General features: G+C 42.1%; 24 protein-coding genes and 1 tRNA gene. 17 read left to right on the forward strand and 8 right to left on the reverse strand.

The features are described from left to right. Positions 1 to 203 precede the first annotated feature (203 nt). Genes L4C32_RS10305 through L4C32_RS10315 form a run of 3 tightly spaced genes read left to right on the forward strand, consistent with a single transcriptional unit; the run spans position 204 to position 2,940 of the window. Positions 204 to 428: a FeoA family protein gene (locus L4C32_RS10305; protein WP_428196796.1), complete on the forward strand. Its 225-nt coding sequence runs from the start codon at positions 204 to 206 to the stop codon at positions 426 to 428. Continuing rightward, on the forward strand, positions 425 to 2,701 hold the full coding sequence (gene feoB / locus L4C32_RS10310; protein ID WP_428196797.1) for a Fe(2+) transporter permease subunit FeoB: 2,277 nt from the start codon (positions 425 to 427) through the stop codon (positions 2,699 to 2,701). The genes L4C32_RS10305 and feoB overlap by 4 nt, the downstream gene beginning before the upstream one ends. Further along, positions 2,698 to 2,940, forward strand: a complete 243-nt coding sequence (locus L4C32_RS10315; protein ID WP_428196798.1) for a FeoC-like transcriptional regulator — start codon at positions 2,698 to 2,700, stop codon at positions 2,938 to 2,940. The genes feoB and L4C32_RS10315 overlap by 4 nt, the downstream gene beginning before the upstream one ends. 73 nt (positions 2,941 to 3,013) lie before the next feature. Here the strand turns inward: L4C32_RS10315 and L4C32_RS10320 are convergent, their stop codons facing one another. Continuing rightward, entirely contained in the window at positions 3,014 to 3,442 is a 429-nt protein-coding gene (locus tag L4C32_RS10320) for an HIT domain-containing protein (protein WP_428196799.1), read from the reverse strand. Positions 3,443 to 3,511: 69 nt separating this feature from the next. Here L4C32_RS10320 and lpxM point away from each other — a divergent pair, with 69 nt between their 5' ends. Next, complete coding sequence (lpxM, locus tag L4C32_RS10325) at positions 3,512 to 4,453, forward strand: lauroyl-Kdo(2)-lipid IV(A) myristoyltransferase (RefSeq protein WP_428196842.1); 942 nt, start codon at positions 3,512 to 3,514, stop codon at positions 4,451 to 4,453. 69 nt (positions 4,454 to 4,522) lie between these two features. Here the strand turns inward: lpxM and argS are convergent, their stop codons facing one another. After that, positions 4,523 to 6,253 (reverse strand): arginine--tRNA ligase, encoded by a 1,731-nt coding sequence (argS, locus tag L4C32_RS10330; protein ID WP_428196800.1) that lies wholly within the window; start codon positions 6,251 to 6,253, stop codon positions 4,523 to 4,525. 226 nt (positions 6,254 to 6,479) lie between these two features. Here argS and L4C32_RS10335 point away from each other — a divergent pair, with 226 nt between their 5' ends. Beyond that, positions 6,480 to 7,070, forward strand: a complete 591-nt coding sequence (locus L4C32_RS10335) for a VOC family protein (protein ID WP_428196801.1) — start codon at positions 6,480 to 6,482, stop codon at positions 7,068 to 7,070. A 45-nt stretch (positions 7,071 to 7,115) separates the two neighbouring features. On the opposite strand, the gene purU is transcribed toward L4C32_RS10335, so the two are convergent. Further along, the gene (purU, locus tag L4C32_RS10340) at positions 7,116 to 7,949 is read right to left on the reverse strand and encodes a formyltetrahydrofolate deformylase (protein WP_428196802.1); all 834 of its coding nucleotides are present in this window, start codon (positions 7,947 to 7,949) and stop codon (positions 7,116 to 7,118) included. A gap of 140 nt (positions 7,950 to 8,089) precedes the next feature. Here purU and yoaA point away from each other — a divergent pair, with 140 nt between their 5' ends. The 8 genes from yoaA (at position 8,090) to rnd (ending at position 15,850) form a co-directional block, all read left to right on the forward strand. Continuing rightward, positions 8,090 to 10,015 (forward strand): DNA repair helicase YoaA, encoded by a 1,926-nt coding sequence (gene yoaA / locus L4C32_RS10345; RefSeq protein WP_428196803.1) that lies wholly within the window; start codon positions 8,090 to 8,092, stop codon positions 10,013 to 10,015. Positions 10,016 to 10,064: 49 nt separating this feature from the next. Further along, complete coding sequence (gene tsaB / locus L4C32_RS10350; RefSeq protein WP_428196804.1) at positions 10,065 to 10,766, forward strand: tRNA (adenosine(37)-N6)-threonylcarbamoyltransferase complex dimerization subunit type 1 TsaB; 702 nt, start codon at positions 10,065 to 10,067, stop codon at positions 10,764 to 10,766. 17 nt (positions 10,767 to 10,783) lie between these two features. After that, complete coding sequence (locus L4C32_RS10355) at positions 10,784 to 11,104, forward strand: chromosome partitioning protein ParA (RefSeq protein WP_428196805.1); 321 nt, start codon at positions 10,784 to 10,786, stop codon at positions 11,102 to 11,104. A gap of 51 nt (positions 11,105 to 11,155) precedes the next feature. Beyond that, complete coding sequence (locus tag L4C32_RS10360; RefSeq protein WP_428196806.1) at positions 11,156 to 11,710, forward strand: Slp family lipoprotein; 555 nt, start codon at positions 11,156 to 11,158, stop codon at positions 11,708 to 11,710. Next, positions 11,707 to 12,567, forward strand: a complete 861-nt coding sequence (locus L4C32_RS10365; protein WP_428196807.1) for an alpha/beta fold hydrolase — start codon at positions 11,707 to 11,709, stop codon at positions 12,565 to 12,567. The genes L4C32_RS10360 and L4C32_RS10365 overlap by 4 nt, the downstream gene beginning before the upstream one ends. Before the next feature lie 144 nt (positions 12,568 to 12,711). Further along, positions 12,712 to 14,388 carry a long-chain-fatty-acid--CoA ligase FadD gene (fadD, locus tag L4C32_RS10370; RefSeq protein WP_428196808.1) on the forward strand — a complete coding sequence of 559 codons (1,677 nt, stop codon included), beginning with the start codon at positions 12,712 to 12,714 and terminating at the stop codon, positions 14,386 to 14,388. Positions 14,389 to 14,473: 85 nt separating this feature from the next. Then, positions 14,474 to 14,692: a DUF2970 domain-containing protein gene (locus L4C32_RS10375; protein ID WP_428196809.1), complete on the forward strand. Its 219-nt coding sequence runs from the start codon at positions 14,474 to 14,476 to the stop codon at positions 14,690 to 14,692. 39 nt (positions 14,693 to 14,731) lie between these two features. Further along, positions 14,732 to 15,850 (forward strand): ribonuclease D, encoded by a 1,119-nt coding sequence (gene rnd, locus L4C32_RS10380; RefSeq protein ID WP_428196810.1) that lies wholly within the window; start codon positions 14,732 to 14,734, stop codon positions 15,848 to 15,850. Between the two features lie 50 nt (positions 15,851 to 15,900). Here the strand turns inward: rnd and minE are convergent, their stop codons facing one another. Genes minE through minC form a run of 3 tightly spaced genes read right to left on the reverse strand, consistent with a single transcriptional unit; the run spans position 15,901 to position 17,663 of the window. Beyond that, positions 15,901 to 16,164 carry a cell division topological specificity factor MinE gene (minE, locus tag L4C32_RS10385; protein WP_428196811.1) on the reverse strand — a complete coding sequence of 88 codons (264 nt, stop codon included), beginning with the start codon at positions 16,162 to 16,164 and terminating at the stop codon, positions 15,901 to 15,903. Then, positions 16,164 to 16,979, reverse strand: a complete 816-nt coding sequence (gene minD / locus L4C32_RS10390) for a septum site-determining protein MinD (protein ID WP_428196812.1) — start codon at positions 16,977 to 16,979, stop codon at positions 16,164 to 16,166. Before minD ends, minE begins: the two co-directional genes overlap by 1 nt. A 21-nt stretch (positions 16,980 to 17,000) precedes the next feature. After that, on the reverse strand, positions 17,001 to 17,663 hold the full coding sequence (gene minC / locus L4C32_RS10395; RefSeq protein ID WP_428196813.1) for a septum site-determining protein MinC: 663 nt from the start codon (positions 17,661 to 17,663) through the stop codon (positions 17,001 to 17,003). A 201-nt stretch (positions 17,664 to 17,864) separates the two neighbouring features. Between minC and L4C32_RS10400 the strand changes: the two genes are divergently transcribed. Beyond that, entirely contained in the window at positions 17,865 to 18,140 is a 276-nt protein-coding gene (locus L4C32_RS10400) for a YcgL domain-containing protein (RefSeq protein ID WP_428196814.1), read from the forward strand. 9 nt (positions 18,141 to 18,149) lie between these two features. Next, entirely contained in the window at positions 18,150 to 19,112 is a 963-nt protein-coding gene (locus tag L4C32_RS10405; RefSeq protein WP_428196815.1) for a lytic murein transglycosylase, read from the forward strand. Between the two features lie 45 nt (positions 19,113 to 19,157). On the opposite strand, the gene folD is transcribed toward L4C32_RS10405, so the two are convergent. Then, positions 19,158 to 20,012: a bifunctional methylenetetrahydrofolate dehydrogenase/methenyltetrahydrofolate cyclohydrolase FolD gene (gene folD / locus L4C32_RS10410; RefSeq protein WP_428196816.1), complete on the reverse strand. Its 855-nt coding sequence runs from the start codon at positions 20,010 to 20,012 to the stop codon at positions 19,158 to 19,160. A gap of 254 nt (positions 20,013 to 20,266) precedes the next feature. On the opposite strand from folD, the gene L4C32_RS10415 reads away from it, so the two are divergent. Continuing rightward, positions 20,267 to 20,343 (forward strand) — tRNA-Arg (locus L4C32_RS10415). Between the two features lie 115 nt (positions 20,344 to 20,458). Here the strand turns inward: L4C32_RS10415 and L4C32_RS10420 are convergent. After that, complete coding sequence (locus L4C32_RS10420) at positions 20,459 to 22,099, reverse strand: TIGR04141 family sporadically distributed protein (protein ID WP_428196817.1); 1,641 nt, start codon at positions 22,097 to 22,099, stop codon at positions 20,459 to 20,461. Positions 22,100 to 22,275: 176 nt separating this feature from the next. On the opposite strand from L4C32_RS10420, the gene L4C32_RS10425 reads away from it, so the two are divergent. Then, complete coding sequence (locus L4C32_RS10425; RefSeq protein ID WP_428196818.1) at positions 22,276 to 22,851, forward strand: restriction endonuclease subunit S; 576 nt, start codon at positions 22,276 to 22,278, stop codon at positions 22,849 to 22,851. Positions 22,852 to 22,869: the final 18 nt, after the last annotated feature.

A 22,869-nucleotide genomic window follows, 5' to 3' on the forward strand; every position in this document is an offset into this window, starting at 1 on the left:
TTATTAACATAATTAAACCAGTGTGCAGCTTTGCATTAAAACAGTGATTTTGCTTCATAAAGATGCAATTCAATTTTAATCACAATAAAAATTATTTTCGAAATTTTAATTTTCAAGGGCAACCTTGACGTGGCTCAATACAGGATAGAGTGGTAAGAGTAGTATTTAATGAAATACTAATCGTTATCATTTGTGGTTAAGTTATGAAATTGATCGAATTAGAAGACGGTGCCGTCGTCACCGTAACAAATATGTCACTTCTCTCAGCAGATATTAGAAAGAAATTAATGGTGATGGGGGTATTACCTCAAACTCAGGTTGCTGTAATCAGACGTGCTCCTATGGGAGACCCACTTCAAATCAGTGTACGAGGAACATCATTAGCACTTAGAAAACAGCTAGCGGAACTGATTGAGGTTGAAGTATGAACTATCAAATATTGACCGTTGGTAACCCAAATAGTGGAAAAACCACCCTCTTTAATGGATTGACTGGCTCCAAACAGCAAGTGGGAAATTGGGCAGGGGTTACTGTTGAGAAAAAAACCGGACAATATAGCTGTTCAGGTAACGATTTTTTATTAACGGATCTGCCCGGAATCTATTCGCTTGATAGTGGCAATGACGTTAATAGTTTAGATGAAAGTATTGCCGCTCGAGCGGTTCTTACTAGCCCTGCCGATGTGATTATCAATGTCGTGGATGCTTCATGTTTAGAACGTAGTCTTTATATGACGCTTCAACTGCGTGAGTTAGGTCGCCCTATGGTGATTGTGCTCAATAAGATGGATGTATTAACACGTCAGCGTCAGACATTAGATGTTAAAAAACTTGAGCAAACGCTTGGTTGTCCTATCTTGACTCTGTCTGCGAATAACAAACAACAAGTACTGAAATTTAAAGAGAAGCTGCATAAGCTGATCGTGCAGGGCATTCAGATGAATGAACTTATGCTCGATTATGGTTGTGATATCGAAGAGGCGATTTTAGAGATAGAAACCGGTTTTAACGATCAAATTGCAACAGCAAGATCGTTAGCCATTCGTGCGTTAGAGAGCGACGTATTAGTATTAAATACGCTGGCTTTAGATGAGCGTAACCGAATTGAGAATATTAAAAATAAACTGTCAGTCACCATTGAGTCTGATTTTCATATCGCTGATATTCGTTACACCTTCCTTCATGGAGTTTGCCAACGTTTCCGTAAACAAGATGGTAAAGTAAGCCATAGCTTGAGTGAAAAAATTGATCGGGTGTTGTTGAATAAATTTGTCGGTATTCCTTTCTTTTTCTTAGTGATGTACCTGATGTTTATGTTTTCGATAAACATAGGTGGGGCATTTATTGATTTCTTTGATATCGGTGTTGGAGCGCTGCTAGTTGATGGTTCTCACGCTCTTCTTGATGCACACCTTCCCGTATGGTTAGTGACGCTAATTGCAGACGGTGTAGGTGGCGGTATTCAAACGGTTGCTACCTTTATCCCTGTTATTGGTTGTCTCTATCTATTTTTAGCCATTTTAGAAAGCTCTGGTTATATGGCGAGGGCGGCATTTGTGCTTGATAAGGTGATGCAAAAAATTGGTTTGCCTGGTAAAGCGTTTGTGCCACTGGTATTGGGTTTTGGCTGTAATGTGCCATCCATCATGGCAACGAGAACCTTAGAGCAAGAGCGAGAGCGTAAACTGGCGGCGGCGATGGCTCCGTTTATGTCTTGTGGTGCTCGCCTTCCTGTTTATGCTCTGTTTGCTGCAGCATTCTTTCCTCAAGATGGTCAAAATGTGGTGTTTGGTCTTTATATTCTTGGCATCGTGGTCGCAGTACTCACCGGTATACTGCTTAGAAATACCCTCTATCCAGGACGCAGTGATAATTTTTTAATGGAGATGCCTGATTACGAGTTACCAACGTTGCAAAACGTGCTGATCAAAACATGGCAGAAATTAAAGCGCTTCGTATTAGGCGCGGGTAAAACGATTGTGGTGGTGGTGACTATTCTCAGTTTTTTTAACTCTCTCGGAACGGATGGAAGCTTTGGAAATGAAGACAGTGAACACTCGGTGCTTTCACAAGCTGCACAGTATGCTACGCCACTGTTGTCCCCAATTGGTGTTAAGGAAGATAATTGGCAGGCAACCGTAGGCATTATTACGGGTATTTTCGCTAAAGAAGCGGTTGTTGGTACACTGAATAGCCTCTATTCACCGTCGAATGATGACGTTGAGACGTTTGATTTAATGGCAAGTCTAACGGATGCGGTGATGTCAATCCCTGACAATCTAACTGGATTAAACTATTCTGACCCGCTAGGTGTTGATGTGGGGGATCTGACAGATTCCGAATCTGTAGCGGCTGATCAAGAGGTTGATAATTCGATATTTGGTAATCTAAAGTCTCACTTTGTCAGTGGCGCTGCAGCATTCTCTTATTTGATTTTCATTTTACTCTACACGCCTTGTGTTGCCGCAGTTGGAGCTTATGTAAGGGAGTTTGGTAAAAAGTACGCTCTGTTTATCTCTTCTTGGACCATGCTGTTAGCCTACGTCTTTGCGACTATTTTTTATCAAATCGCTCACTTCTCTGATCACCCTCAGCAGAGCGCTGGTTGGATCGCTTTCTTTATTGCGATTATGGCAGCCACGGTGTACATGTTGAAGCTGCAAGGGGAGAAGAGCGAACGCTTAGAGAGTGTTGCGGTATGATTCTTACTGAGTTGAAATCTTATATTCAGATGCACGGTAGAGTGAGTCGAACTGAGTTGGTTAAACAGTTTGGGATGAGTCAAGACGGTGTAGATGCCATGCTTGATGTTTGGATTCAACGAGGAGAGGTTAGCCGTGAACTGCTTGGCTCTGGTGATTCAGCGAACTGTCAACAGGCAGATGAGGTTTGGTACCGCTGTAATGGCAGTGATGAGCTGTCGGTGACCGTGCTCAGGTAATGTACGGTGTCCTGAAAATGGATTACTCAAGCACCCTATTCGTGGTAGAGCGAATAGGGTGTTTTTGTCTGGATCAATCTATTGAGAACTCACTATTCTCTGCTAAGTGCTTTTGTAGTTGCTTGATCAGTTGCTGTTGTTGTTGGATCGTGCGTTTACTGCCGTCCGTATTCCCCCAAATAGGGCCAGGCCAGGCGATATCTGAAGTAAATCGTGCAATGTGATGCAAATGCAGTTGTGGTACTAGGTTACCCAGAGCACCAAGGTTAATTTTATCTGGAGAAAAATGACTCTCAAGCAGTTGAGCGATAAAACTCGACTCTTTAATCAACTGGATTTGTGATGACTCTGGAAGATGGTGTATCTCTTTTAGTTCAGGCACCTTGGGGACTAAAATGATCCAAGGGCCAACATGCTCTTTACTTAGTAGGACTAAAGTAAGAGGCAGTTCGCCAAGCCTATCTGTATCGGCGGATAATCGTGGGTGTAAGGTAAAAGTCATTAGCCAGTTCCTTAAGGTTTCTGAATGTTATACCATAGTATTCTATCTAAATATGTAGACACTTATAGCATGACAGAAAAAGTAGACAAATCACTCTATTCACCCACTTTTCAGTGGTCTTTTCTACATCCAAAATACTGGCCTACTTGGCTCGGTATTGTCTTGGCTTTCTTTTTAGCTTTTGTTCCGTTTCGAATTCGAGATTCACTGGCGGCTTGGGTTGTGAAGCAGGTTTTAAAACGTCCCAGTCGAGGCATGAAACGTGCTCAGCTAAATTTGCAACACTGCTTTCCTGAAAAAAGTGCTGAAGAACGAAGTGATATTTTATTCAAATCTTACGTTACAGGTGCTCAAGTTATGCTTGGCTTTTCAGAGCGACTGGTGCGCAGCCGTAAGTTTAATGAAAAGAGAGGCAAGTTTATTGGTGGTGAGCATTTGTTTTCACTACTCGACCAGGGTGAAAATATCATTATTTTAGGTCCTCACAGTTGGGCTCTTGATTTTGCCGGGGTGTTACTCGCCTCACGTGGTTATCAAGTGTCGACTATGATGAAGCCGCAAAGAAACCCAATTACTGATTGGCTTATGCACTTACAAAGAATTCAGTATGGCGGAAAGATTTATGCTCGAAGTGCGGGGATTAAACCTTTGATTCGTTCGATTAAAGAAGGCTACCTTGCTTATTATCTCCCTGATGAAGACCATGGACCAAAAGCGAGTGTTTTTGTTCCATTTTTTGGTACGCAAAAAGCAACACTGAAAGGATTTGGTAAACTGGCGAAGTTATCAAAAGCAAAAGTTGTTCCTATGTTGCCAGCGTATAATTCTGAAACCGGCATCTATGAAATTCATGTGTTACCTGCCATTGAGAATTTACCAAGTGGCGATGAAGCGACCGATGCAAGAGCGATGAATCAAGCCATTGAAACCTTAGTACAAGATCGTCCTGAGCAGTATATGTGGCTGTTAAACTTACTGCGCTCAAGGCCAGATGGCAGTCAGTTGTACTAACCAGGTTGAGCGTAGATAAAAAAAGCCCTATCACTTCAAAATGACAGGGCTTTTTTAATAACCAAGAATTTACATACGTTCTAAGGTTTCAATGCCTAACAGATCTAAACCTTGTTTAATGGTTTTTGCCGTTAGTAGAGCCAGTTTCAAACGACTCTGTTTCGTTGCTTCTTCTGCATTAAGAATAGGGCAAGCCTCATAGAAACTAGAGAAGTTTCCAGCAAGCTCAAACAGGTAGCTACACATTAAGTGCGGTTGACCTTCACGAGCGACAGATTGAACTGCTTCTTCAAATTGAAGTAACTTAGCAGCAAGTACTTTCTCTTTATCATCTGCAATACAGATGGTTCCAGTTAAGTCTGCTTCAGAGATGCCTGCTTTAGTGAAGATAGACGCAACACGGGTATAAGCATACTGCATATAAGGTGCTGTGTTACCTTCAAAGGCCAACATGTTGTCCCAATCAAAGATGTAATCGGTCGTTCTGTGCTTAGACAGGTCAGCATACTTAACTGCAGCCATTGCAACGGTAGTGGCAATGTGTGATTTTTCGTCAGCAGATAAATCTTTGTTCTTTGATTCAATAAGGGCAGTTGCACGCTCTTGAGCTTCATCAAGAAGATCTGCAAGACGCACGGTACCACCAGCACGGGTTTTAAATGGGCGACCATCTTTACCTAGCATCATGCCGAACGCATGGTGCTCAAGCGTCACGTCTTCCGGTACATAGCCAGCTTTACGAACAATGGTCCACGCTTGCATCAAATGCTGGTGCTGACGTGAATCGATGAAGTACAACACACGATCGGCTTTTAGATCTTCATAACGATATTTAGCACAGGCAATATCGGTGGTGGTGTATAAGAAGCCACCATCGCGTTTTTGCACGATAACACCCATTGGGTCGCCATCTTTGTTTTTGTATTCGTCAAGGTAAACCACATTTGCGCCATCACTCTCAACCGCTAAACCTTGTGCTTTGAGATCGTCTACAATGCCCTGAAGCATTGAGTTATATTTACTCTCACCCATGACATGTTCTTGGGTCAAGGAGACATTTAGACGGTCGTAGTTGATTTGGTTCTGCACCATAGTGACATCAACCAGTTTTTTCCACATTTTGGCACAGTATTCGTCGCCGCCTTGTAATTTAACCACGTAGTTACGAGCGCGAGCAGCAAACTCTTCATCTTCGTCATACATCTTTTTAGATTCGCGATAGAAAGCTTCTAAATCAGAAAGTTCCATCGACACTTCGCCTTGCTCTTGTTGAACACGTTCTAAATTGGCAATTAACATACCAAATTGTGTTCCCCAATCACCGATATGGTTGGCGCGAATAACATTGTGACCTAAGTGCTCCAGCGTACGCACGACAGAGTCACCAATGATGGTTGAACGTAGGTGACCAACGTGCATCTCTTTAGCGACGTTAGGGGCTGAGTAATCAACAACAATGTTCTGCTGTTTTTCTACATTTAGGCCTAAACGAGAGTCAGACATCGCGGCATCTGTTTGTGCAGAGAGCCATTTGCTGCATAAGAAGATATTAATAAATCCAGGACCGGCAATTTCAACCTTGGATGCAATGCCGTCAAGGTCAAGAGCATCAATAACTTTTTGTGCAAACTCTCGTGGATTCGTGCCTAATTTTTTAGCAACGCCCATAACACCGTTAGCTTGGTAATCACCAAATTGAACTTTTGCAGATTGTCGAACCGCTGCTGGGCTATTAGCTGGCGCACCTGCGGCTTCGAGAGCCTGAGAAACCTTGTCATTTAATAGTGCTTGAATATTCACACGCTTTTCCTTTGGACAACTTAAATTTAAAAAGCAGAATTGCTAGAATCAATTTCTGACGACTGTTGGGATATATTGGTCAGAATTATTGCCCTATAATACCAGTAAAGTATCTCCTTTTAACATCCTAAAGTTGAACAGAATTGTTTTTTTTCTGTCCAAATTTGACGCTGATTATCTTATTCAGTATCTCATTCCCATTTGATCGCATTTAGAAGAGAAAAATATGAATAACTTAGAAGTACAGTCTCTCTCATCGGAACATTTATTGCATTCACTGCCAATTTTCATGAAAAAAATTGATGGATTAATTCATGAGCTTGGCATTGAATTAGACGATTACCAAGCCGATCACATAGCAGTAAGAATTAATGACTTTAATACGGCCAAAGAGTCTCATCAACAATGGCTCTCTTTTGCTAAAGAGTGGTCAAGTGCAATGATCAACGGCAGGCCTATTATCGTATTGGGTTTTGATGAACCTGTTAAGGCTGGCAAATGGTCAGTTGAGTGTCTTGAACTGCCTTATCCAGGAGAGAAGCTGTATGAACAACAGGGGTGGGAGCATATTGAATGGGTAATTCCATCAACTGCTGTGACCGTTGAGACGTTTTTGGATGATGTATTAACCGTATTTCCTAAACTGGAAGAGCAGTGGAGTGAATTAGAGAAAAAGGGCATTAAGGTAAAATTAAACAGTCCTCAAGGGGAGAATGAACGTTTATCTAATCCCACTATCGCCTTTAAGAAAAATGGCGTCTGCATTAAACTGCACCCGCACTCTTTAAAGAAGGTTATTGAGAGTGAACAGCAGTAAGTGAAATAAACGAGTCAAAACAAAGGCGTTTTAACTCGTTAATTCTTATAGAATTACCGTACGGTTTCCATAAACAAACACATGGTCATTAACCACTTTGTTCAGTGCTTTACTGAGCACGGTTTTTTCAACATCGCGCCCCGCTTGTGCCATATCTTGGGCACTGAAATTATGATCAACCGGAATGACTTGTTGTTTAATGATCGGACCTTCATCTAAGTCGTTAGTAACAAAGTGCGCGGTTGCTCCGATGATTTTAACCCCACGATCATAGGCTTGTTGGTACGGTTTTGCACCAATGAAGGCGGGTAAAAAGCTGTGATGAATATTGATTATTTTGTGTGGAAATGAGGCGACAAACTGCTCGGTTAATACGCGCATGTATTTTGCCAGTACAATATAGTCAGCTTGATAACGGTGAATAATATCCAACATTTTCTGTTCATGCTCTTCTCGGCTTAAACCCACATGAGAGACATGGTGAAATGGAACATCAAATTTTTCCGTTAAGCTGGCCAAAACATCGTAATTTCCGACCACAGCAGCGATTTCAATATTTAAGCTGCCATCATAGGTTTTCATTAGAATGTCACCCAAACAGTGAGACTCTTTAGTCACCATGATGACCACTTTTTTTCGTGAAGAGCTGATTAAAGCGCGATGGCTCCCTTCAGGTAGTGCTCTATCGAGATCAGCGAGCAATACTTCATCATTAAAATAGCCTTCCAGATCGGTTCTCATAAAGAATTGACCAGAAGTATTATCGACATATTCGTTATTATGAATAATGTTAAGTTGATGTTTGTAACAGATGTTCGTTATTTGAGCGATCAGACCACGAGAGTCGGGGCAGTCGGTGAGGAGTACTTTTCTTTCCATTATTCATCCAGGCTATGTTTTTTTTGTGTCTCTTATTGTTGTACCTATAAACAAGGCGCAGGTCAAAGCTTTCTCGCTTGTTTGCACATCTTAAACTTGGCATACTTACCCGCTCACTACTGTATGAATAAACATAATTTATGATTTCAAAAATATTCTCAGCTTCGGGCGCATTAGGAAAAGTAATCCCAGGATTCCAGCCTCGCCAACCTCAACTCGATATGGCCAACGCGGTACATAACACCATTAAAAATGGGTCTCAGTTGGTGGTTGAAGCGGGAACAGGAACGGGAAAGACCTTTGCTTATCTTGCCCCCGCTCTGATCAGTGGTAAAAAAATCATAATCAGTACCGGTTCAAAAAATCTGCAAGAACAGCTTTTTCACCGAGACCTACCTTTAATGGTGAATGCTTTAGCGTTTACTGGCAGAGTCGCGTTGTTAAAAGGACGATCCAACTACCTCTGTCATGATCGCTTAAGTCGACAGATGATTGAGAGTCATGACAGTAACTCAGATCCAACGTTGCTCTCTCAATTGGTTAAAATTCGTCGCTGGTCCTCATCGACAAAATCTGGCGATTTAGGAGAGTGTGATGCGATTGCCGAAGACAGCCCATTAATTCCAACCGTCACCTCAAGTAATGACAACTGTTTAGGAAAAGAGTGCCCAAGCTTTGGCGACTGTTTTGTAAATAAAGCGCGAGCGAAAGCCATGGATGCAGATATCGTAGTGGTGAATCATCATCTGTTCTTAGCAGATATTGCCATTAAAGAGACGGGATTTGGTGAGTTGATCCCTGAGGCGGATGTCTTTATTTTTGATGAAGCGCATCAGCTTCCCGATATCGCCAGTCACTATTTTGGACAGAGCCTGTCAAGTCGGCAGTTGGTGGACTTAGCCAAAGACATAGAGATTGGCTATCGGACTGAAGCGCGAGATATGCGACAACTGCAAAAAATCGCAGACCGCCTCTCTCAATCAGCTATGGATTTACGCATTGTGTTAGGCGATCCTGGTTTTCGCGGTAACTGGCGAGATGCCTTAAAATCTGAACCGATTAAACGAGAGCTTTTACGTTTGAAAGATGCATTAGAATTGGTGCATGACGTATTAAAAATTGCATTAGGTCGTAGTCAACTGCTTGATACTGCTTTTGATAGAGCATCGCTATTAAAAGCCCGTTTAGAGAGGGTTTGTGATGTATCAATAACGGGGTACTCTTACTGGTTTGAGTGCACACCACGCCATTTCACCTTGCACATCACTCCGCTCTCTGTCGCTGAAAAATTCAAAGATCAAATTGAACAGCAGCAAGGAAGCTGGATATTCACTTCTGCGACGTTGGCAGTACAAGATGACTTCAGTCACTTCACTCAGCGATTAGGATTGATTCCTGCACAGCAATTTTCTCTGCCCAGCCCTTTTGATTATCAAAATCAAGCGCTATTATGCGTACCAAGATTTTTGCCAGAACCTAACAGCGTTGGCATGGACGAGAAACTGGTGGAGATGTTGCTGCCAGTGATTATCAAAAATGGAGGGCGATGCTTCTTTTTGTGTACCTCGCACCAAATGATGAAAAAGCTCGCCGAGCGTTTTAGAGAACAGTTAGACCTCCCCGTATTGGTTCAAGGCGAAACGTCTAAGCAAAGATTGTTGGCTGAGTTTATGGAATTGGGTAATGCGCTTTTGGTTGCGACAGGGGCATTCTGGGAGGGGATAGATGTTAGGGGAGACACCTTAAGCTGTGTTATTATCGATAAATTACCGTTTACTGCTCCCGATGATCCGCTGTTAAAGGCGCGAATTGAAGACTGTCGTCTTAAAGGGGGGGAACCTTTTTCTCAAGTTCAGATCCCTGATGCGGTGATCACTTTAAAGCAGGGAGTTGGGCGCTTGATCCGTGATCAGAAAGACAAAGGGGTGTTAATTATCTGCGATAACCGTTTAGTCACCAAACAGTACGGTTCGGTTTTTTTGCATAGCCTTCCTCCTATACCTAGGACACGAGATCTTAGTTTGGTTTCTGATTTCCTAGCGAGTAATGAGAGCGAAAAAACGTAACACCTAAATTTATATTCATACAGAAATCTACAATTTGTCCGAGGCTCCAATGTCTGCAACAATTTTAGCTGTTGATACAGCAACTGAAAACTGCTCTGTTGCCATCGTAATGGATGGTGAAGTGATAACTCGATGTGAGGTTGCTCCACGTGAGCATACCATTAAGATTCTTCCCATGGTTGATCAAGTATTATCTGAGAGCGGTTTATCTCTTTCTCAACTGGATGCTTTAGCATTTGGACGTGGTCCTGGTAGCTTTACTGGGGTAAGAATTGGCATAGGTATCGCTCAAGGTTTAGCGTATGGCGCTGATCTTCCAATGATTGGTGTATCAACACTTGCTGCTATGTCGCAAGCTGGTTATAGGCATCATCAAGCCACACAGGTAGCTGCGGCAATTGATGCCCGCATGGGAGAAGTATATTGGGGAATGTACCAACGCCAAAGTGATGGTGATTGGGCGCCAAGTTTTGCTGAATGTGTCTTGCCTCCTGAAGAACTATTAGCTAAAACTAAAGATATAGAGAGTGAATGGCTGACGGTTGGCACTGGATGGGCTGCATACCCAGAAGTGCTCAGTGGATTAGCATTAACCACCACTGAGAGCGGGGTTTTATATCCTGAAGCTCAAGATATGGCCATGTTAGCTCAGTTTGCGTTTCAACGAAATGAAGCGGTTGAGGCCGAAAATGCCAGCCCAGTCTATCTACGCGATAAAGTGACGTGGAAAAAACTGCCAGGTAGGGAATAAGGAATAACGTCGACATTATGGTTTCGATTCAAGGTATGCCACCGGCGATTACGCCGAACACACAGAGCGTAAAACAGCAAAAATCAGTCGTGCCTATTGCAACTGATAGGCCGCTAAACACTGAAGCGACGAAGGTCGCTACTGCGGTTGTGCGTGGTATTGAATCTGGAACTCGGCATGATTTAACGTTGAGCGAAAAAGAGCATGCTCAAGCCCATATTCAGTATGATCTGCCAGAAGGAAAGTCTCGACAAGCTTTAGAACAATACATGAACGTTTTTCATCAAGAGAAAAGAGATGAACTTTCACGACTAATGGGGGTCGATATTTATACCTAATCTCACCCCATGATAAATCAAGTTTATCTCTCTTAAAACAACGAGTTAATTATGAATTACCGCTTATTTATTGTGTTATTGTCGTTTTTTTTATCCGCCTGCACCTCGCTTCCTGAGGCGTTACAATCCCAGACCCCTGAACCGATGACGACGTTACAACGGTTGGTGAATGATCAAGGTTCTGGTGGCGATGTTCGGTTAGGTGGTGTGATTGCTCTTGTAGAGAACTTACAAGATAAAACTCGAATCGAAGTCGTTAACCTTCCAATTTCTTCTATTGGGAAACCCAGTATTAGTACCGAGCCTAAAGGCCGTTTTGTCGCTTACTTTGATGGCTTTGTGGATCCTGTGACCTATTCAGCAGGCCGATTAATTACGGTTATTGGCCACAGTGCCCCTGATGAAGAGGGGAAAGTCGGAGAGTTTGTTCAACGTTTTCCTGTGATTGTAGGGTACGGACACCAACTATGGAAGGTCGAGGAGCGAGTCATCATTAATGATGTAGGCTCTTATCACTCTCCTTGTTATGGACTGTATTGCCGAAGCTTTCGTTCTCACGGTGGTCGCGCAACAGGCAAAATCACTCAAGAAGTCACAGCACAATGATAACCGAATCGACGATGGCTCTTGATGGTGGAGAGGTTGCAATGCGCACCATTGGCAGACCTGATTCAGAATATACATTACTGCTTTTACATGGCTGGCAGGACAATTGTGCCACCTTTGAAACCACCATGAATGCTCTGTTTGAATTAAGTGATAATCACTATTGTGTTAGCTTTGATTGGGCTGGGCATGGGTTATCGACTTTTAGAGGGGCTAATAACTTTTACCATTTTGTGGATTATGTTGACCTGTTACATCAGATAATTGCTCGGTTACCGAGTCGAAAATTGGTCATTATTGGGCACTCTTTAGGGGCGTTGGTGGCAAGCTGTTACTGTGCCGCTTTTCCTGAAAAAGTCACTGCATTATTAATGATCGAAGGGCTAGGGCCATTAAGTGAGCCGAGCACAACGGCTTCTAAACGATTAAGGGATGGAGTATTAAGTCGTAGTCGAGTCAGGCTAAAACCCTCTAGAGCACTTAAAAACAGAAAAGAAGCTCTGTTTTTAAGAAGCCAAGTCAACCACCTCCCTGAAACGTTATTACAACCTATAGTTGACCGAGGAACCTATTTTGATGGTGAGACGATACGTTGGAGCCATGACCCTAAATTAAAATGCGACTCGCTTTATCGGATGTCTGAGGCTCATGCTTTAGACATTGTTAGTCATATAGAGTGCCCTGTGTTAGCTATTTTGGGTGAAAAAGGGTACTCAAGACTAAAGAGTATGCAGACGAGAATTAATCATTTTAAAAATRTAAGTGTTGAAACGATGCCGGGTGGACATCATTGCCACTTGGAAAACCCTAAGCTTACCGCTATGCGTATTGTTGAGTATGTAAATTCTGTTAACTAACCATTAACATCGTATGGCGTACAGAGTTAAATTTTATATTTGACCATAATTATGAGTCYCTTATACTCTAATTTAGAGTAACTACTCAGCTTGTGATTATGACCGTTAATAGAATAATAAATAGATAAATATAGGAGAAACAGCGTGGAAAAAATGTGGCTTTCGCGTTATCCGCAGGATGTACCAGCAGAGATCAACCCAGACGTATATCAATCGCTGTTAGAAATGTTTGAAACTTCGGTTCATAAATTTGCCGATCAACCCGCCTATAACAATATGGGTACGGTGATGACTTTCCGTAAATTGGAAGAGCGCAGTCGAGCGTTTGCTGCCTATTTACAAAATGAATTGAAGCTGAAAAAAGGCGACCGTGTCGCATTAATGATGCCTAATCTACTTCAATACCCAATCGCCCTATTTGGCATTCTGCGTGCTGGTCTAGTGGTTGTGAATGTTAACCCTCTCTATACCCCGCGTGAATTAGAGCATCAGTTGATTGATTCTGGCGCTAAAACCATCGTGATCGTCTCCAATTTTGCTCACACTTTAGAAGCGGTGGTTGAAAAGACCGAGATTAAAAATGTCATTCTCACTAATTTAGGTGATCAGCTACCTAGAGCCAAAGGGACTCTGGTTAACTTTGTGGTGAAATATGTAAAGCGAATGGTGCCTAAGTACCATCTTCCTGGTGCAATTTCGATGCGAAAAGCACTGCAACGTGGCCGAAGAATGCAGTACATCAAACCTTTTATGAAAGGGGGAGATATTGCCTTCTTACAATACACTGGTGGTACGACAGGAGTAGCAAAAGGGGCGATTCTGACTCACCGCAACATGTTGGCCAATTTACTGCAAGCGAAAGGGGCTTATGGCCCGGTATTGGTTGAAGGACGAGAAATCGTGATCACCGCATTGCCGCTGTATCATGTTTTTGCGCTAACCGTGAATTGCCTGCTGTTTATTGAGATTGGTGGACTCAATGTGTTGATCACCAACCCTAGAGATATCCCAGCGTTTGTTAAAGAGCTGAAAAATCACGTATTCACTACGATTACCGGAGTGAATACGCTGTTTAATGCACTATTAAATAATGAAGATTTTCATGAGCTTAATTTTGAGAATCTTCACTTGTCCGTTGGCGGAGGCATGGCTGTACAGCGCTCGGTTGCGGAGAAGTGGAAAAAAGTAACCGGAAATCATCTATTAGAGGGTTACGGGTTAACAGAGAGTTCACCATTAGTCGCTGCTTACCCTTATGATTTAGAACAGTATAACGGGTCAATTGGTCTTCCTGTTCCTTCTACTGATATTAGAATCGTAGACGAAGAGGGCCAGGTGTTAGCACAAGATCAGATTGGTGAGTTACAAGTGAAAGGGCCTCAGGTCATGAGTGGCTATTGGAATCGGAAAGGGGCGACGAGAGATATTCTTACTGACGATGGTTGGTTATCAACCGGTGATATTGTGAAGTTTGATGACCAGGGCTTTTTGCACATCGTTGATCGTAAAAAAGATATGATCATTGTGTCTGGTTTTAATGTCTACCCAAATGAGATTGAAGATGTTGTCGCGTTGCACGATAAGGTTCTTGAGGTTGCTGCAGTAGGGCAACCGAATGATGCGACTGGAGAAGCGGTGCGAATTTGTGTGGTGAAGCGGGATGATTCGTTAACCAAAGATGAGTTAATCGCTCACTGTCGATCGCATTTGACCGCTTACAAAATTCCACGTGTGGTCGAATTTAGAGATGAGCTACCCAAAACCAATGTCGGCAAGATATTACGCCGAGTCTTAAGAGATGAGCATCAAGTTAAATCGTAATGTTGTTAGGCTAGCCACTGTGCTAGCCTCTTTTTTACTCTAGTGTTAACATTATGCTTACGATATTCACTGATAAAGGTATTTTATGGACCCATCAGAGTTTAAGAGTACGGGATCAAAAGCACCCAGTATTTGGAGTGTTTTGCAAAGTGTTGCTGCTGCGATGTTTGGTGTTCAAACGGAAAAGAAGCGTCAACAAGATTTCAATGCGGGCCACTTTAAGTACTATGTCGTCGTAGGCGTTCTAATGGCTGCACTATTGGTGTTCACCCTTATCTCTATCGTGAATATTGTTCTGTCTTAGCTACACACTCCGTAGCGCATATACATAGAGAAAATTAATTTGAATTTTGAAATCATTACCGATCATAACCGACTGTTAGAAGTGTGTGCGATCGTCAGTAAAAAAAGTTACCTAATGGTCGATACTGAATTTGTACGTACTCGTACTTTGTACCCTAAGTTGGGGTTGATTCAAATTTATGATGGTGAAATTCTGGCTCTGATTGATCCGATTGAGATCGATGATATGTCCCCTTTCTGGCAGGTATTAAAAGATCCTGACGTAACAAAAGTGCTGCACGCCTGTGGTGAAGACTTAGAAGTATTTCAGCACTATGCCGGCTGTATGCCGTCGCCGATGCTAGATACTCAAATCATGGCCTCTTTTTTGGGCTATGGCATGTCAGCAGGATTTGCCAGTTTGGTAAAAGACTTTCTCGATGTTGAGCTCGATAAAGGTGAATCACGCACAGACTGGTTAGCCAGACCATTAACCAGCAAACAACAAGATTATGCCGCAGCAGATGTTTATTACTTACTCCCTATGTTTGAGCTAATAAAGCAGCAGGTCATTGATGCTGGCTGGTGGAGCGCGGTGGAGCAAGAGACGACACTGATTATGTCTAAAAGGCAGAGTGTGAAAAATCCAGATAAGGCCTATTTAGACATAAAAAATGCGTGGCAGCTTCAACCGAATCAGCTTGCGCAGTTACGAATATTGGCTAAATGGCGTTTAGAAGAGGCGAGAAAGCGAGATTTAGCTTTGAATTTTGTCGTGAAAGAACTCTCACTTTGGAAAATGGCTCGTTATGATATTCGTAGTAAAGATCAAATGCTTAAAGAAGAGTTTGACTTTAGAGAGGTGCAGAGACACGGTAATAAATTGATGAATCTTATGCTGGAAGCTGATCAAGTAAATCAAAGTGATTATCCTGATAAAATTAGTCGATTAGTCGATTTCCCTCAATATAAACAGATATTCAAACAGCTAAAAGATCAGGTGAAAGTGGTCTCTGAAGAGTGCGGGTTAGCCACTGAGTTTCTCGCTTCCAAGAAACAGTTGAATCAATTTCTTTCATCACAATGGAAACACCCTGAAGGTACAAGTGGTACACCAGATGTTCTGTCAGGATGGCGTAAAGCGTTGCTGCAACAAAAATTGTCAGCCGTCATCGAATAAGTCATGCTAATAAAAATAGCCAGCGAATACGCTGGCTATTTTTATGCGGTCTATCGGTGACTCTCTTCATCGGGGAGGGTGACATTCAACTCTAATACAGAGATATCCTCCTCGGTCTGTTCAAAAGCAACAGTGACATGGTCAGGATTCACATTTACGTATTTACTGATCACCTTTAAAATATCCTCTTTAAGTTGAGGAAGATAGGTGGGAGCAGGGCCTTTTCGACGCTCAGCCACAATGATCTGTAAACGCTCTTTTGCAATATTGGCAGTGACTTTTTTCTTTGATCTGAAAAATTCAAGTAGAGCCATTATTTACCTCCAAAAATGCGTTTGAATAGACTTTTTTTCTCTTCTTCTAAAAACTTAAAGGGAACGTCGTCACCAAGAAGTCTAGCAACCGCATCCTTATAAGCAATAGCAGCATCGGTTTCACTATCAAAAATGACTGGAACCCCTTTATTCGATGCATTAAGGACAGATTGGCTCTCTGGGATAACCCCAAGAAGAGGAATATTTAAGATCTCTTCAACATCTTGAACACTTAGCATTTCACCCAGATTTACTCTCTCGGGGGAATAACGGGTAAGCAGTAAGTGCTGTTTTACGGGTTCAAGGTTATTTTCGGCGCGGTAAGACTTGGCATCTAAAATACCCAGTATTCGGTCAGAATCTCGTACTGAGGAGACCTCAGGGTTGGTTGTTACAATAGCTTCATCTGCGAAGTAGAGTGCCATGAATGCACCTAGCTCAATGCCAGCTGGAGAGTCACAAATAATAAACTCAAAGCCCATCTCATTAAGATCAGCCAACACTTTTTGCACGCCCTCTTTGGTGAGAGCGTCTTTATCACGCGTCTGAGAAGCGGGAAGAATGTGTAAATTACTCACACGTTTGTCTTTGATAAGCGCTTGGTTCAGCGACGCTTCTTGGTTAATGACGTTGACGAAGTCATAAACCACTCTGCGTTCACAGCCCATAATCAGATCAAGGTTTCTAAGACCAATATCAAAATCAATAACAACGGTTTTTTTTCCTGCTAGCGCAAGCCCTGAAGCAATTGCTGAGCTTGAGGTGGTTTTGCCCACTCCACCTTTACCTGAGGTAACCACGATAATACGTGCCATCTCTTAAATTCCTTATAATAATTATATAGAGAGTGTTTCAATGCTTAAATGGTCATCGATCATTGAGACCATGACGCTTTTTTTCCAATGCTGGTCATCGATTTTATCACTTAGCCAATAATTACCAGCGATGGATATCAGTTCAGATTGCAAATTGTTACAGAAAATTTTGGCTCCTTTTTGTCCACTCGCCCCAGCAATCGCTCTGCCTCTTAAGGTGCCATGAATATGAATAGAACCATCAGCAATAATTTCAGCGCCAGGGCTGACATTATTTAAAACTACTAGGTCACAATGACGAGCATAGATTTGCTGGCCCGAGCGTATGGGTGTTTTGACAACTTGAGTTGGCAGTAATTCAGTCTGGTTATTGTGATGGGGTTTAAAAGAGGTCATCACAGCAAACCCCGCCTCTCGGGCAAGGGCAAGAATGCGATTGTCTTTACACCCAGTGATCCCCACTGCAATCATACCGGCCTGTTCAACGCCAGTTTTTAGTTGAGTGAAGTCAATATGGTTAGAGACCTGCTCAATATTAATTACCACAGGAGCTGAGGTAAAAAATGAGGGGGCTTGGGAGACTTTTTGCTCTAACAACTGTAATGCATGAGAGATATTCTCATCAGGTAAATGAAGAACAGAAAGGGTAAAATTACTCCCTTTTAAATCGGCGGCTTTGGTCATTAAGATAAATACTACTGAATTTGAAGAAAAAGATACTTGAAAGTATAAGAATACCGTAGCATGGTATATTCAGTTGGTGATCACGGCAAGTTAACTTACTGTCAGAATCTCTTTTTTGGCAGCCATAGTCGATATTGACGGGTAGAAACTTCAAATAATGATTTATTGGTAACCAGTCGTTGCCAAAAAGGTGTCTTAATAATGTTGTGTTCGATTTATAAAAGTTCAAAAAAAGAGGGTGCATACCTTTATATCACCAAGAAAGATGATTTCTCTCAAGTACCTGAAGAGTTAATGAAAACCTTTGGAAAGCCCTCATTTGTGATGGTGATTAAGATGGAAGGAAGAACATTAGCCTTGGTGGATATTGAGAAGGTGAAAGCATCACTACTCAAAGATGGCTTCTTCTTACAAGTCCCACCGATTCCTGAAAATCTGTTAGAAAAGTATAAAGAGCAAAAAGAGCAGCAAAAATAGAGGCGAAATATGAAAAAAATTGGGTTGGCAGCAGTACTTGGATTTAGCATTATCTCATCGTCATATGCATCAACATTTGACCAATATATTCTTGAACTGAAACAAGAAGCACGTACAGCTGGAATCTCTGAACCGATTATCGAACAAGCTTTTGATGGCGTCACCTATAAAGAAAAAGCGGTAAAAGCAGATAAAAACCAACCAGAGAAAAAACTCACGTTAGACCAATATATTCCTAGAGCAGTGCCGAAGTGGAAAGTGACACAAGCGAAACGTCTCTACAGTAAACATGAGAGTGAACTTAATCGCATTGGCACTGAGTTTGGCGTTCAGCCTCGTTTTATTGTTGCGCTTTGGGGCGTCGAGAGTAATTTTGGTCATTTGACTGGGGGTTACAACGTGATTGAAGCGTTATCCACCCTAGCTTATGACGGTCGTCGTGAGGCTTTTTTTAGAAAGCAGACGATGGCGGCGTTGACCATCTTGGAAGAGGGACATATTGCTCCTAAAGCGATGAAGGGCTCATGGGCCGGAGCGATGGGCCAGTGTCAATTTATGCCAACCTCGTTTTTAGCGTATGCAGTGGATGGCGACGGCGATGGTAAAAAAGATATCTGGAACAATACTAGTGATGTGTTTGCATCTGCGGCGAACTACTTAAAACAGGTGGGTTGGGATGATACCTACACCTGGGGACGTCAAATTCAGCTACCCAAACAGTTTGACCACTCATTGCAGGGGTTAGATAAAGAGAAGGGAAAAACCATTGCACAGTGGCAAGAACTTGGTGTACGCCGTGTGACTGGAAAAGCGCTACCTAAAGTCGACCTTCAAGCTTGGATCATTCAACCGGATGATGAAAAAGGGCGTGCTTATATGGTGTATGGTAACTATAAAGCCTTAATGCATTGGAATCGCTCACACTACTTTGCGTTAGCGGTTAGCCATCTGGCAGATGCGATTAAAAGATAGCAAAAAGGCCCATTAAGGGCCTTTTTCTTTGATGTATTTTACTGATTAGCTATGAAATTGCTCACAAGCCAATAAGGTATTTTCGATCAATGTCGCTACCGTCATCGGGCCCACACCACCAGGTACTGGTGTAATGTGTTTAGCTCGACTTTTGGCCACGTCATACTCAACGTCCCCAACCAATTTACCTGATTCTAATCGGTTGATACCGACATCAATCACTGTCGCTCCCTCTTTAATCCAGTCACCAGGAATAAAGTTAGATTTACCAACAGCAATCACAACCAGATCCGCTTGGCGAACATGGAACTCTAAATCTTTGGTAAAACGATGACAGGTTGTCGTTGTGCATCCCGCGAGTAGTAACTCTAACGTCATTGGACGACCAACAATGTTTGAGGCGCCAACAACGACGGCGTGCATGCCTCTAATATCGATGTTGTAACGTTCAAGCAGTGTGATGATGCCTTTTGGGGTACATGAGCGCAATTTAGGAATGCGCTGGCATAAGCGACCTACGTTGTAAGGATGAAATCCATCAACATCTTTTTCAGGGTCAATTTTTTCAAGAATTTTGGTGGAGTCTATACCGGCGGGTAATGGCAGTTGAACCAGTATGCCGTCAATGGTCGGGTCTTGGTTTAAACTCTCAACCATATCGAGAAGTTCTGACTCCGTTGAGGTAGCAGGAAGGTCGAATGATTTTGAGACGAATCCAACCTCTTCACATGCAGCGCGTTTGCTACCAACATAGACCTGAGACGCAGGATCGCTTCCCACTAATATCACGGCTAAACCTGGTGCTCTTAAACCCGCTTCAACACGTGCTGCTACCCTTGCTTTTACTTCCGTACGGACAGTTTGTGAGATCAACTTACCATCAATAATCTGGGCGGTCATACATTTCCTTTGAATTGGTCAGGCGAGAAACTGAGCGTATTGTGCCAGAAAGTGTGAACAACATCCACAAAGCAAACGTTTGCTTTATAAGTCTATTTAAAATCATTTTACGTTCGATTATATTCGCTTTCATTTGGTCGTTCAAAAAGTAGGCGAGATGGTCTGTTTTTGTGCATTTGAACCGTATAACTGCAAATAAATGGATAAAATCATTGACCTTAAACAGTGAGTTCGTATAATTCCGGCACAACAACGCGCCCTTAGCTCAGCTGGATAGAGCACGTCCCTTCTAAGGATGTGGTCGCAGGTTCGAATCCTGCAGGGCGTACCAAATTTGATAAGGCCTGATAACTTTTTAAGTTATCAGGCCTTTGTCGTTTCTGGAATTTGTAGTCGGCTAAATAGTCGGGTAAGCGTGTTGCTCAATGTAATAATGTGTAGCCCTTTCACTTCTTTTTATCTTTACTAGACTTTTTCTTCTTGTTCATCTCAGCTAACTTTTTCTTTGATATATCAATATGCGCTAAGGCTACTCCATAACCTAGAGTGACATGTAAGCGTCTATAGGCATTCCTTAAGTTCACTTTTGAAAAGAAAGGCAACTTTGAAGGTAGTTGTTTTACACCGTAGATTGCAAAGACTATGCGGTAGTCACTGGTGTTAGGAAGCTGTTTTGAGTTTTTCAATGGCATTACATTTGGGTGGTTCGTATAAATTTTCTCACGAGCCTCTTCACTTGAACGAAAAATTTCACCTGAAACAAGACCCTGGCTAAACAGGTGGCTTAGATCTGATGAACTCTTGTAGTGTTTGACATGAATTAGGTCGAATATTTTATCTTTACCGTTGTTGGTGTTGGCAAGATCGCAGAACTCAAACTTACTATGCCCACCTCCAATGTGAATGTTCTTTTTATCTAGCAGCTCAATATTCCTATTATTTTTAGCGACAGCAGCGTTGTATTCTCCTTCGTTTTTATGGTCATAAACTGGTAAAGGATAGCTATAGGTAGGGATATTGCTAATGGCATTATTCACTTCCTTTACAAAGTCCTTATTTAGCTTGTACCAGATGCCACTACGAATTGCGAAGTGCTCACCTTTATATGTTAGCTCACCGTATATGCACTCGTAACCTTGCCACGTTTTGACTGTTACGTGATCCTCATTTTTAGCATAGACTTTATACTTCTCTTTCAAGTGTTTGAGTTCGAGTTGTACTTCGTTACCAAGAATTACGCTTAGGTAGCTTGAAATCGATAGCATCGTTGTATTTTGGGTGCTGCGTGGCTCATAGCTATAACCTACGATTGAGTCCATCTCTATGACCTCTGGCTCAATGAAGTAAAAGCTTTTTTGATTGAGCTTCGAAAGGCGTTTGACTAACTCATCGTTAAGATTGTCAACTTGTTTGTCATTGGTTACTTCGACAATGTTTTCAACCCACTGTAACTCAGGCTTTAGTGGTGCTTTAAAGTAAGCTAAGGCTTTTTTCAAGACAGTAGGTAACAGTTTTAAGTCTGCTGTCAGCATCATCCCTAGGGCATATCGCTTACCTGATATACGACTATTAAAAACGGACTCGGCAGACTTACCTACGATTGCTTGGAGCATATCTTCATCAACATCGATCGGAAAGGTATTCACTTTTGAGCCTAATCCGCTCTGACTTCGAGTATTAAGTGGGATAGTTTTGTTTGAAGCTGTATCTACGCTTTTGATCTGCTCGGTGTCCATTGAATTTAAGGCAACACGAAGTCCAAAGTTTGGCTCGAAGTATGTTTTGTCAAGTAAATGAAATCCTTGACCAAAGGTTAGATAAAATGTTCGACCTGCAACATCAATAGATACGACTGCACCAGTTGACTGATTAGAACCAAAGTTCATATCACTAAAGTTTGGTTGCTCAGAGAAAAGATTAGCGAAAGCTGGTTTGTTGCTAGTTGGTTGTTTAATAAAGAGCCTTGCTTCAATTTCTTCACTCTCGAGGTTAAGAACGTACTCGGAGCATCCACTCGTGTTGATTGGAACTACAGTGGACGGGAGAGAGTTTTTTAATAGATAAATAGAAGTAGATGTACTGGTCAAGTTAATATCCTTTTTATTGTTTTAATTACGTCATTTCAAATGATGCATTCATTCTTGATCGGTGGGATATCATGCGTCAAGTCTTATTTTAATTGCGTCATTTTGATTGATGCACTTGACGGGTTTGTTTTTATGTCTTAATATCTTCTGCATCAACTAAAATGATGCAAGTGCTTATGAAGTTAAAACTACAAGACATTGCTGAGATAAGAGCAGGGCATCCATTTCGGGGTTCGATAAAAGAGTCGGATGAAGGAAATGGTTATGTCATCCAAGTAAGAGACCAAGATGAACAAGGTCTTATTCAGTGGGATAATTTGGTCAAAACTGAGGTCGTAGGGCGCAAAGAGCCTGAATGGTTACAGAAAGGCGATATTATCTTTGCTGCAAGAGGGGGGAGAAATCTCGCCTCACACATAGAAAATTTAGATAAGCCAACAGTATGCTCTCCTCACTTTTTTCAGCTTCGGATTAATAGCGATAAAGTGATGCCAGAATTTTTAGTTTGGCAAATTAACCAGTCGTTAGTTCAAAGGTATTTATTACAGTCAGCGGAAGGTACTGCGCAAGTCAGTATAAAAAGGGCTGTACTAGAGCAAACACCACTTTCAATACCTTCGTTAGAAAAGCAAAGGGTGCTGATGAAGCTAGTTAAGTGTGCAGAACAAGAAAAGCAAGCTTATCAACGCCTGATCGAATTAAGGCATATAGAGTTGGATTCCATCGCAACTCAGATGCTAAACCAAATTTAGAATTACTAGAGATACGAA

The sequence above is a fragment of the Aliivibrio kagoshimensis genome, assembly GCF_050337105.1.
GTDB lineage: Bacteria > Pseudomonadota > Gammaproteobacteria > Enterobacterales > Vibrionaceae > Aliivibrio_A > Aliivibrio_A kagoshimensis.